Consider the following 12,081-nt stretch of genomic DNA (forward strand, 5'->3'; position numbering starts at 1 on the left):
GCAGGACGGGGTCGAGATCGGTTCCTGGTCCAGCATACCAATTAACGCAGGCTATAAGGTCATACTCTATTTGCCCATTGGCGGAAAAGCACAGGTAAAAGGTTCATACTCCCTGGAAGAGCCAACAAAACAGATCACAGCCAGAGATGTAGTAGATAAGAAAACCCTGAAAGCCTTTGTAGAAGCTGCAAAAGAATACGCGAAAAACTTTCCCCTTTCCGAGGACATCGAAGCAGAATTCAGACAAGAGGGTGGAAGATGGAAACACGAATCCATCTACCTCGTAATTGGAAACAGTGACGGCGTCATATTATTTCACGCAGCCAATCCAGCCCTTGAAGGGCAAAACGTGTTTCACCTTGAAGACCCCAATGGTGTCAAATATACCCAGGAACTCATCGCCGCGTCTGCTGCAGGTGGTGGTTTTGTCGAGTATTACTTCGATAACCCGACGATAGACGAGAATGGAGATGGCGAATTAGTAGGCGATCCCATTGGCTCACCCAAAATAAGTTACGCCATCCCATTCATAGACTCTGTGACTGGCATGGAACTAACCATGCTATCTGGCTTTTATCCAGTCACGGCTCGTGCTGTGGTAGATAAAGAAACCCTGAAATCATTTGTCGGAGCCGCAAAAGAATACGCTAAAAGCTTCCCCTTTTCCGAGGAAATCGCAGAAGAATTCAGACAAGAAGGTGGCAGGTGGAAACATGAATCCATCTATCTCGCAGTTTTAAACAGCGAGGGCGTCATAGTGTATCACGCAGCCGATGCAGATCTCGAGGGACAAAACCTGATTAACTTTGAAGATCCCAATGGCGTCAAATACGTCCAGGAACTCATCGCTGCAGCCGCAGCAGGTGGCGGTTTTGTCGAGTATTACTTCGATAATCCAGCGGTAGATGAGAATGGGGATGGCGAATTAACCGGAGATCCCATTGGCTCGCCCAAGATCAGTTATGCCATCCCAATCATTGACTCACAAACCGGCATGGCACTAACCCTGCTATCTGGCTTTTATCCGCAGGTACAAGACGGATAACCTGGTCGATTTCAATCTACTTATTAGCGAACAAAAAAGCCGCGAGCATAACTCGCGGCTTTTCTTCATACATCCCCAACTCAATCACCCACGCGCTGCAACCCCGGTCCCTTCTCGTAATAATAGCTCCCCGGAAAGAACTTTTCATTATCGGGCATCGACTCGACCAACCGCACCTCCGCCGCACACACTTTGTACTCTGCTGTCCCCGTCACCGCATCGCCCACATCATTCGTCAACACATTGGCGCGCGCCTCGGCAAAATGCAACGGCATCCAGATACACCCCGGGCGCACTTGCCGCGACAAAATAGCCCGCAACTGCACACGCCCGCGCCGCGTTGTCACCTCCACCATATCCCCGTGATGAACACCCCGCTTCCGCGCATCGCTCGGGTGTAACTCCACAAAAGCCTCGGACTGTTTTGCATCGAGCCCGGACTCTCGGCGCGTCTGGGTTGCGGCATTGTAGTGATACAGCGTGCGTCCCGTAGAAAGAAAAAGACCGTAATCTTCATCTGGCAATTCCGCCGGTGGGATATAATGCACGGGCATAAACAACCCCTTACCGCGCAAAATGCCATTTTCGTGTAAAAATTTTGTACCCGGGTGATCCGCATCGGGGCACGGCCACTGTAAGCCCGCTATGCTCTCTTCTCCTGCATCTATCTTTTCCAATTTCTCGTGGCTGATACCAGCAAATTGAGGAACGTCTTTAACCATCTCGGCATAAACTTCCGCTGGATCTTTATACGACCAATTCGCGCCCAGCTTATTCGCCAGCATAACCAGAATTTCCCAATCTGGAAGCGCTGCCCCTGGGGGTTCAACCGCTTTGCGAACCCTCTGAATGCGACGCTCTGAATTGGTGAACGTCCCCTCCTTCTCGGCAAACACGGCTGCGGGCAAAATCACATCGGCAAAACGCGCCGTCTCATTCATAAACGCATCCTGCATCACGATAAAATCGACATTATTCAATCCCTTTTCCAACTCAAGAACATTGGGTTCGGACAACACAATATCTTCACCCATCACAAAAAAACCGCGCATCTGTTCCCCCACCGTCTTCATCATCTCATTGAGATTCAGACCCGGCACAGGGGACAGCGGAACACCCCAGGACTTTTCGTATTTTGCCCGCACTTCTGGATCATCCACACGCTGATAACCCGGATAAAACATCGGCGTAGCACCCGCGTCATTCGCACCCTGCACATTATTCTGTCCGCGCAGGGGATTCATCCCGGTCGATGGCTTGCCCAGATGCCCCGTCATCAAAACCAGATTTGCAAGCGCATACACATTATCCGTACCGTGTGCGTGTTCCGTAATGCCCAGCGTATAATATATACCCGCTTTTTCCGTCGTAGCGTACTGCCGCGCAGTCCAGCGAATATCATCTGCTGAAATACCCGTTATCTCTTCAGCCTTTTCGGGTGTATAAGACGCGACAGTTTCTTTGACCTGCTCAAAATTTTCAGTCTGATTTTCGATAAATTCGCGATCGATCAAATCCTCTGCCACAATCACATGCGCCATGGCATTGAGCAACCACACATCTGTACCGGGATTGAGTTGCAAATGCTTTTCCGCAATAGACGTCATCCAGATCGCCCTGGGATCGGCGACAACCAAGGTCGCGCCTTTGCGAATCGCGCGCTTCATTTCCATAGCGATAATCGGATGTGCCTCGCTCGTATTGCTGCCAATCACAAACAGAAAATCAACATCGCGTATCTCGCCAATTGAATTCGTCATAGCACCTGCGCCAAATGTTTCGACCAGACCGGCCACAGTAGGTGCGTGTCACGTAGCCGCGCACTGATGGACGTGATTTGACCGAAACAGTGCCCGCGCCATCTTCTGAACGAGAAAATTTTCCTCCATCGTGCACCGCGACGAACTCACAAAACCCAGGGCATCTGCGCCGTGTCGCTCTACAACGCCCAATAAACCCTCCGCTGCTCTTTCGAGCGCATCGTCCCATGTCGTTGGATACAATACACCATCCTCACCGCGCACAAGCGGCTCAGTCAACCGATCTTTGTGGTGCACAAAGTCATACGCAAAGCGTCCCTTGACACACAAATTGCCGTCATTGGTCGTCGTGCCCGGCGGTGGACTCGTCACCTTTACAATCTGCCCCTGACCATCGCGTCCTTCTAAATCCACATTGAGATCGAGCTGACAACCCACCCCACAAAAGTTGCAAGTTGACCGCACCTTTACCAATTCACGCTCGGGTTTTTGCCCGCGCATCAGTGGCAATTTTTCATTCATAGCACCAGTTGGACACACATCGATACATCCACCGCACAACTCACACGTCGTATCCAGCAGGGATTTTTCTTCCACCGTAGAAATCGTCGTATGTGACCCTCTACCCGCAAGCGTAATAGCCGAAACACCTTCGACTTCCTCGCAATAGCGCACGCACCGCGCACACGCAATACAGGTATCGGGATTAAAATCGACATAGGGATTGCGATCCTCTCGATCTCCCCGCATCGGCTCCATCCATCCCCAATCCATTGGCGCATCGAACTCGGCAGCCATATCCAGCAATAAATCCGGCGAACCCACTTCCGATATCTCGCGCTCGTGCGGATGATCGGTCATATACAAAGCCATCAGAGTCTGGCGGTGCCGATCAATGCGCGCATTCTCGGTCGTCACCACCATCCCGTCTTGTGCGATGCGCGCACAGGCCGGCGTCATCAACCGCTCGCCATCAATTTCCACAAGACAAGAGCGACACGCACCCGCGGGTTCTAAACGCGGATCGTGACACAGGGTCGGAATTTCCAACCCATGACGAGATGCAATATCCAGCAGGGTTTCCCCTTCGGCAAAGCACACCGTCCGTCCGTTCAATATCAATTTATTCATCAAACTCCTCGGGGAAGAATTTTTGGGCACTCGTCAGGGGGAAAGCAGCAATTTGCCCAAGACCACATATAGAACCCTCACTCATTTGCCACGCCACATCTGCCGCGTGTTGCAAGTGAGGTTTGTGGCCCTGTTCCCGATTGCAAATGCGATTTTCCAGTGCCTCGTGTAAATACCGCGTACCAATGCGACAGGGGGCGCATTGCCCGCAGCTTTCATCGTGAAAAAATCTCAACTGTTGACTAACCGACCATTTTATATCCACCGTGTCGTTCAATACAACAACACCGGCCGAGCCGAGCAGCGAACCCAACCCATCCATTGTCTTAAAATCCAATGGCTGATCTCTGTATTTAGCCGGCAAAAAACCCGAACTCGCACCCCCGGGGCTAAACGCCTTCGGAGTGCCAATATATCCGCCCGCCTCTTCGACCAATTCATCCAAAGTCACGCCCAATGGCAACTCATAGATACCCGGGCATTTGACATGCCCGCTAATACAATACACTTTTGACCCTGCCTCTGTGCGCCCCAAATTGCGAAACCAATCGCCCCCTCTTGAAATAATCGAAGGCACGCACGCAATAGTTTCCACATTGTGAATAAGTGTGGGTTTTCCCCACAGGCCGTATTCTGTGGGATAGGGCGGTCGCAAACGCGGCATCCCGCGCTTGCCCTCCAAAGCCTCTAAAAGCGCGGTCTCCTCGCCGCAAATATACGCACCCTGCCCCGAGTGCATGTGAAAACGGATATCGGGAAATATATTATGCGATTCAAACTCTGCAACTGCTTTTGTCATCACAGCCTTTGGAAAAGCGAACTCGCCCCGCAAGTACAAATAAACATCTCTCGCCCCGATTGTATAAGCCGCAATCGCCAATCCCTCAATAACCAGATCGGGACGACGCATCAAAATCTCGCGGTCCTTAAATGTACCTGGCTCACTCTCATCGCCATTTAAGATTACATAACGCACGGTCTCTTTTTGTGAACACACGGCATTCCACTTAAAAGACGCGGAAAAAGCCGCGCCACCGCGACCTTGCAGCCCCGATGTCTCTATTTCTTCGACAATTTCTTCGGGACGCATCTTCGCGGCCTTTGCAAACGCTTTGCCCGACCAATCGATCTGCCCCAACAAATTGATCGCCATAGTATCTGAATCATCCACCTCTGGTCCCACATGCCCCAACCAGCTTTTGCCACTGGACACTATCTCTGGCAGAAGCCTTGTCCAATCGCCATCTGCCCGCACCACATCTTCGACCGATACAGCAGGCAGCACATCGCGGTCTCGCAACACCGCAGGCGGACGATCACAAGCTGCCAGACATGAACACCCCATCGCGGGCAGGCCCGCATCTTCCATCGCCTGCAGCACCTGATCTGCACCCGCCATGCGACACGACAAACCCGTGCATACCCGCACTTTTTTATCCACATCAGTCAACAAATCAAAAAAGCTACCCACGCCATAGACCTGCGCTTCGGGAACACCGGTTTGTTGCGACACCTCCTGCGACACACCTGAATTTAACCCGCCTTCAATCTGAAGCAGATCGGGCACATCGGCCTGTTTTTTATTCACATCAAACCTCGCTCTTATTGCCGTGCAAACACCTGAACGCCCCACACCAAGTCCCTATCTTTTGCCACAGCGACCCCCACATGTGTCCAGTGTCTCGCCAATATATTTGAACGATGACCCGCACTTAACATCCAGCCTGCCTGCATCGTTTCGACAAAATGTCCGTTTGCCACATTTTCACTCACCTGAAAAAAAGGCAAGCGTCGGGTGGTTACATGCCACATCACATCCAATCCCCCGAAAGAAAAGTGGGATACCTCACCCAAAGCCAGCATTTCCTCAAGACGGATGCGCGCCACATGCATCAAATTGGGATGTGGAAGTACAGCCTGACGTCCAATTCGCCTTCGCGCCGCATTAATTTCATCAATCAAAAATTGTTCAGCCGCCTCATCACCTAGATAAGGGGCTATTGTCAAAACCTCGTCTTCTAACTTCTCGGGATTGCCAACAACCACAGCCTGATGAGAAACCGTAAAGGTGCGCGCTTTGGGCAGGACAACCTGAACCTGTACGCGACAATGTCCCACCTCCCCAAACCGAAACCGCGCCTGAAACCGCCGTCCCCGCCTTCGTACATTCCCTTTGATCACATTGCCATCGGGCGCGAGAAAGGTCGAGATAGATATATCTTCCACCTCGCTGTGTAACTGCCCTGTAACCGTCAGTTCTTCACCTACAGCAACCGAGTCTGGAAGCGGATTGACCACCGCGAGATCTGTGCGCAGCGGACCGGGATAACTGTATGCCGCCGGCATTCGCACTTCTTTTCGGCCATCGGGCCACGAGGTGATTTTTTGTCCAAATCGGTTGCTCTCGATCTCTCGCCCATCGGGGAAAATCTCCACTTGATACCCGGTTCCGCTGCGATGCAAAATTCGCCCATCGGGAAATGTTTCCCGAATTGAACCATCCACCCCTTTCACAATCATATACCCATCGGGCTGAATGGCAGGCTCATTTCCCCCTTTTTGTCGGGTTACTATAGTGCCATCGGGTATTACCCCTGCCGAAATCTCCGTCGCCCTTTCCGAAGCGCGTTCCTCCATCGCGCCGCCAGCTACACCATTGCGAACCGCCGACTCATCTTTCAAGCGAGACACCAGCTGTTCATAGGCAGACACAACCCGCCCATCGGGAAACCGGGTTTCTTTCGCGCCCCCGGGAAATGTCACCTCCACCCGTCCATCGGGATGCTGCCAGCGCTGTCGCCCATTGGGAAAAGTCGTCCACACACGCCCGTCCTCAAAGCGACGCCGGCGCAATCCACTACCCGGAAAAGATGCACTCCTGGGCGTTAGCAAAATCCCCAGCAACACGCGCCAATAACCCGTGTCCGGAAGCTGTAACCCTCCAGGGCGCACATAATCCAACTGCGTTCTGGTGCGTGTATGGATGGCGTGTGCATCTTCCAGAGCCTCCAAACTGTCAATCACATCTCCCGTAAAACCCGTCAGGCGGCCGTATTCATCGGGGTGCAAATGAACATATAAGTAATGAAAAGCCCATACTGCCTTTGAGGTATCAGCTATCTCGTAAACTTTTCCGCGCCCAAGTAACAACGCGACCAGCACGCCGCGCTCTGTCCACCCAGACACCAGGGCACCTGTGGAAATTTTGAAAATCCGACTCTCATGAACCAATCGGACATTGCGCAAAACGCGAACCGTATCCAATCGCACGTCATAAACGCGAACTGGCACTTTAATCTCATCATCGGGCAAAACTTTTGGATGCTTCGACAGGGGAATCGTCACACTTTTGATTATCTCTTTGCCAGAAGAGTCAACCAAACCTCGAACCAGATATGCACTATCGAGAAGAGCTTCTTCCGTCAGGCCACCGGCACCTTTGAGATAACTGTTCGCCGATCTGTCGGGCTGATATACATAAGTACCCGGCTTTGCAACCGCACCCGAAACTGTCACCTGTTCACCAGGCTGACACCCCGCAAAAATCGGGACCAGAACCAGCGTGTGAATAATCAAATGGCTTTTAGACAAAATCGTACCTATAATTGATCCATTAGTCTTTGGGTCGCCTCAGCGGGATCGGGCTGGCAACACACGGCTGAAATCACCGCAATACCGTGCGCCCCTGCGCGTATTACCTCGCCGGCATTCTCTATTCCAATACCCCCAATGGCAATAATTGGAACACTGACCCCATTGACTATCTCGCGCAAACCCTCCAGCCCCTTCACCATACCTGCATCGGCCTTTGAGCCAGTTGCATAAATCGGTCCAAAACCGATATAATCCGCACCTTCGGCAATACACTGACGCGCCTGTGAAAGCGTCTTCGCCGTCCCGCCAATTACCGCATCTTCACCGAGCAAATCGCGTGCCTTTTCAATGGGAAAATCATCTTGTCCCAAATGCACCCCATCGGCCTCTGCGGCAATCGTCACATCAACCCGGTCATTCACAATCAAAGGCACATCGCCACACGCATTCTTCACGGCAATAGCCATCTCAATCAACGCGCGCGTCGAACCCTCTTTCTGCCGAAACTGAATGGTATCCGCTCCACCGTCAACAGCCATTTTCGCCAGTGCTACGTGTGAAAAACGATCTTGCAAAACAACATCGGTTATGACATGAAGCTTGCCAATTTTTTTCATATTAGAGTTAGCAGTCAGTACAATCTAAAAAATAAAAGTGATTTACAGGACCTTTGCCTTTGCCAATATCCAAGCCATGCCGGATAGCTTCTGTAACATAATTTTTTCCCCGATCTATCGCATCGCACAACCCGTATCCCAGCGCAAAATTGGCTGCTATCGCCGATGATAGTGTACAACCTGTCCCGTGTGTATTCCCGGTATCTATGCGTTCACTCTCAAAAATCGTTTCACACGCCCCATCCCACAACACATCCACCGCTGTACCCTCCAAATGTCCCCCCTTCACCAGCACCGCACATGTACCCAAATCGGCAATTTTACGCGCTGCAAATCCGGCATCTTCTCGCGTCTTTATCTTTTTTTTACTCAACAATTCTGCTTCAGGGCAATTCGGCGTCGCCAACGCAGCGATCGGCAACAAACGATCTGTGATGCATTGTATCGCATCGCCCTTAAGCAACGAAAATCCACTCGTCGAAATCATCACCGGATCGACCACGAGCGGTTGCTCATTGCGAACTGTCAACTCATCGGCCACAGCCTCTACAATCTCACGCGAAGACAACATCCCCGTCTTCACCGCAGCAATCTCAAAATCGTCAAACACGGCACTTATTTGAGCGCGGACAATCTCTTCGGGCAAATCACAAGCTGCACGCACCTCTTGCGTATTTTGAGCAGTAACCGATGTAATCACAGACAAGCCAAACACGCCATGGGCGTGAAATGTTTTCAAATCCGCCTGAATGCCCGCGCCACCACCGGAATCCGAACCCGCAATTGTCAGGGTTTGTTTCATTCCCATGCCTTCAAAAATTCACATACCGCCTTGGCCGGATCTCTCGCTGCCAAAATACCCGACATCACCGCGACACCCGCACATTCCGTCGTACGACATCTGGCTACGCGTTTGGGCGTAATCCCCCCCAGTGCGTAAACGGGCAAGCGAGAATGCGCCACCGCATTTGCCAACCCCTCAAGCCCTGCTTCCACGCCATCATACCCGGGCTTGGAGCCCGGTGTAAAAATGGGACTATAAGTCACAAAATCTGCCCCATCAGCGCAATCTAATTCTGCATGGGTATGCGTGGAATAGCCGATTAAAAATGACGGCTTGACCCGGTCTCGGACCACCCGCGGCAATGCACCACCTGGCAAATGCACACCCTGCGCGCCGATCTTCACGGCAATATCTGCTACTAAATTAATCAACAGCATCGCATCATAGCGCGCTGTCAACAACAACACCTGCTCAGCCAGAACTTCTAATACTTCTCTATCCAGAGCCTTTTCCCGCAACTGCACCATCTGCACCCCGGCATCCAATGCACGCGCGAGCACATCCAGCATTGGTCGATCACCGCACGTTGCCCGATCGGCAATCAGATAGAGAGGGGGCAATAAATTCAAATTTCCACCCGTCCTTCCATCGCTGTCGAAGCCGTTGCGTACAGCTTTCTGGGAATTCGCCCGGCTTCAAAAGCCAACCGCCCGGCTTCAACGCCCTTCTTCATTGCCATCGCCATCTTCACCGGATGTCGCGCTCCAGCCACCGCCGTATTCAACAACACGCCATCACAACCCAATTCCATCGCCAGAGCAGCGTCCGATGCAGTTCCCACCCCTGCATCGACAATAACAGGCACCTTCACCGAATTCAGAATAATCTGAATATTGTACGGATTGCGAATCCCCATCCCCGAGCCAATGGGCGCACCCAGAGGCATCACAGCGGCACACCCCAAATCCTCCAGCTTCTTACAGGTAATCGGATCATCATTGCAATAAGGCAACACAGTAAACCCATCATTCACCAGAGTCTCGGCAGCCTGGAGCAACCCCACCACATCGGGAAACAAAGTGCGCTCATCGCCAATCACCTCTAACTTAATCAGATCTGTTTCCAGCGCTTCGCGGGCCAATCGCGCAGTAAGCACCGCGTCTTGAGCCGTAAAACATCCGGCAGTATTTGGCAAAATAGTGTATCGCGATCGATCGAGCAAATTGAGAACACCCTCGCCCGATTCGTCATTCATATTGAGCCGACGAATACCCACCGTTACAATCTCTGCGCCACTGGCTTCAACGGACTTCAGCATCACCTGCATATTGGGATAACGCGCAGTGCCTATCAACAGCCGTGAACGATATGTTACGCCTGCTATCTTAAAATCGCCTGTCATAATATCCTCACCGTTATTTCCCACTACCCACCCTGAACCGCGTGAATAATATCTACCCGGTCGCCATTGCACAACCGCGTATTTACCCACATCGCCCGCGCGATAACCTCCGCATTTACAGCCACGGCAATACCCTTTTGTTCGGCGTTAAAATTCATCTCAATCAGCAAATCGAGCAGCGTTGACGCGCCATCCACTGATCGCTCTTGACCATTCACTGTAAGTTGCATCGGTTTATAATCCAAATCGATCAATCCCAAAAGGCCTGATAAGTGCCGGGGTACGCCGTTCCAAAATCAATTCGGCAATAGATAGCGCAGTCAACGGCGCCAGCAAAATACCTTTCCGATAATGACCAGTTGCCATAATTAAACCCTCAATAGGCGTCTCGCCCAAAATAGGTGCGTCATCCCGGCTACCTGGACGCAATCCCGCCGCAGACTCGACCAGAGGCAAATCGTAAACCCCCGGCACCACTTCCCACGCAGCGCGCAACAACTCAAACATCCCCCCTGCGGTCACATCTTCATCAAATCCCATCTCTTCTGAAGTAGCCCCCAAAACGAGATGCCCATTATCCTTCGGCACGAGATACGCCACCGTAGAAGTCGCCACCCGCGAATACCAGACCATTGTATTGGGCGCAAAATCCTCCGTCATAGCCAGGCGCATAATCTGCCCGCGCACGGGTCGCACCGGAGGCCTGGCACAATCGGGCAAACCCGGTATCAAACGCGACCAGCACCCCGAAGCCAACACTACAGTATCGCCCTCAAAAACTTCCTCGCCAACCCGCACCCCGCACACACGCGCACCATCTATCAAAAGTTCATCTACTCCCATCTCTTCAAACACCTCGCCACCCGCCGCTACAAGCCCCTTCTTCAACGCCATCACCAGACGCCGATTATCCACCTGATGATCGCCCGGACACCACACAGCAGCGCTCACCTGAGCCGACAAATGCGGCTCTCGTTCCCGGGCCTCATCACCCGAGAGATAGATAACAGACAATTCCAAATCGCGCTGATAGCGATACCGAAATTTTAAGTACCCCAGATCGTCTTGAGTAATGCCCACCAGCAGCACCCCATCGCGGCGATAGCCCACACAACACCCGGTCTCGGCCTCCAATTCACCGACAAATTCGGGATAAACCGCCAGCCCCTTCAGGCCGAGATGCAGCAGGTCTTCCTCTTCAAATTGCACCTCTGATAGCGGCGACAACATACCCGCCGAAGCCCAGCTCGCCGAGTGCCCAACGCGACCCCGATCAAACAGGGCCACAGCAAGCCCCGCACGCGCCAACCGCCAGCCAATCGCCAGTCCAATTGCCCCACCGCCCACAATGAGCACGCGCTTTTGTGCCATCGCAACCTCAAAATAAAAAACCACCCTTCGCGCAGAGCCGAAAAGTGGTCTCACTATCCGTTCAACAAACTCCCTACGCCGGCACGATCCGGATCAGGTACAAAGGGTATAATCTCAGCTCGCAACAACAAGCACCCCTGTCTTCTTTCAGTCTTGCAAAGATACCATTTTCATATCTTCAGGTCAAGATATTCCCTTATGACTTGACAGGCATCAACATATTCCTTACGTTGTTCAAAACAACGCTGACCGTACAGGGGTGCCGAAAGGCTGAGAACACACCCTACGAACCTGCTCTGGGTAATGCCAGCGAAGGGAACACGGCGCATTATGGAAATACAAACCGCCGATGCCTTCGCACACATCGTCGGTTATTT

Annotated in this window: 10 protein-coding genes and 2 riboswitches; of the genes, 1 reads left to right on the forward strand and 9 read right to left on the reverse strand. The window is 52.2% G+C overall.

Annotation, left to right across the window (positions count from 1 at the left end):
• Nucleotides 1-1,045: cache domain-containing protein (locus tag OXG87_07895; GenBank protein MCY3869466.1), on the forward strand; the 1,045-nt coding region annotated here is incomplete at its 5' end.
• A gap of 80 nt (nucleotides 1,046-1,125) precedes the next feature.
• Here OXG87_07895 and fdhF read toward each other — a convergent pair.
• Genes fdhF through thiO form a run of 9 tightly spaced genes read right to left on the reverse strand, consistent with a single transcriptional unit; the run spans nucleotide 1,126 to nucleotide 11,704 of the window.
• Nucleotides 1,126-3,936 (reverse strand): formate dehydrogenase subunit alpha, encoded by a 2,811-nt coding sequence (fdhF, locus tag OXG87_07900; GenBank protein ID MCY3869467.1) that lies wholly within the window; start codon nucleotides 3,934-3,936, stop codon nucleotides 1,126-1,128.
• Complete coding sequence (locus OXG87_07905; GenBank protein MCY3869468.1) at nucleotides 3,929-5,524, reverse strand: SLBB domain-containing protein; 1,596 nt, start codon at nucleotides 5,522-5,524, stop codon at nucleotides 3,929-3,931. Before OXG87_07905 ends, fdhF begins: the two co-directional genes overlap by 8 nt.
• A gap of 14 nt (nucleotides 5,525-5,538) precedes the next feature.
• A complete protein-coding gene (locus OXG87_07910; GenBank protein MCY3869469.1) occupies nucleotides 5,539-7,527 on the reverse strand; it encodes an SLBB domain-containing protein in 1,989 nt (662 codons plus the stop codon).
• Nucleotides 7,528-7,535: 8 nt separating this feature from the next.
• Complete coding sequence (gene thiE, locus OXG87_07915; GenBank protein MCY3869470.1) at nucleotides 7,536-8,147, reverse strand: thiamine phosphate synthase; 612 nt, start codon at nucleotides 8,145-8,147, stop codon at nucleotides 7,536-7,538.
• 7 nt (nucleotides 8,148-8,154) lie between these two features.
• The gene (thiD, locus tag OXG87_07920; protein ID MCY3869471.1) at nucleotides 8,155-8,949 is read right to left on the reverse strand and encodes a bifunctional hydroxymethylpyrimidine kinase/phosphomethylpyrimidine kinase; all 795 of its coding nucleotides are present in this window, start codon (nucleotides 8,947-8,949) and stop codon (nucleotides 8,155-8,157) included.
• Nucleotides 8,946-9,560 carry a thiamine phosphate synthase gene (locus tag OXG87_07925; GenBank protein MCY3869472.1) on the reverse strand — a complete coding sequence of 205 codons (615 nt, stop codon included), beginning with the start codon at nucleotides 9,558-9,560 and terminating at the stop codon, nucleotides 8,946-8,948. Before OXG87_07925 ends, thiD begins: the two co-directional genes overlap by 4 nt.
• The gene (locus OXG87_07930; GenBank protein MCY3869473.1) at nucleotides 9,557-10,333 is read right to left on the reverse strand and encodes a thiazole synthase; all 777 of its coding nucleotides are present in this window, start codon (nucleotides 10,331-10,333) and stop codon (nucleotides 9,557-9,559) included. Before OXG87_07930 ends, OXG87_07925 begins: the two co-directional genes overlap by 4 nt.
• Before the next feature lie 23 nt (nucleotides 10,334-10,356).
• Nucleotides 10,357-10,563 carry a sulfur carrier protein ThiS gene (thiS, locus tag OXG87_07935; GenBank protein MCY3869474.1) on the reverse strand — a complete coding sequence of 69 codons (207 nt, stop codon included), beginning with the start codon at nucleotides 10,561-10,563 and terminating at the stop codon, nucleotides 10,357-10,359.
• 4 nt (nucleotides 10,564-10,567) lie between these two features.
• A complete protein-coding gene (gene thiO / locus OXG87_07940; protein ID MCY3869475.1) occupies nucleotides 10,568-11,704 on the reverse strand; it encodes a glycine oxidase ThiO in 1,137 nt (378 codons plus the stop codon).
• 53 nt (nucleotides 11,705-11,757) lie between these two features.
• Nucleotides 11,758-11,853, reverse strand: a riboswitch (TPP riboswitch).
• A gap of 96 nt (nucleotides 11,854-11,949) precedes the next feature.
• A riboswitch (TPP riboswitch) is annotated at nucleotides 11,950-12,039 on the forward strand.
• The last annotated feature ends 42 nt before the right edge of the window (nucleotides 12,040-12,081 follow it).

Source organism: Gemmatimonadota bacterium, from assembly GCA_026706845.1.
Taxonomy (GTDB): domain Bacteria; phylum Latescibacterota; class UBA2968; order UBA2968; family UBA2968; genus VXRD01.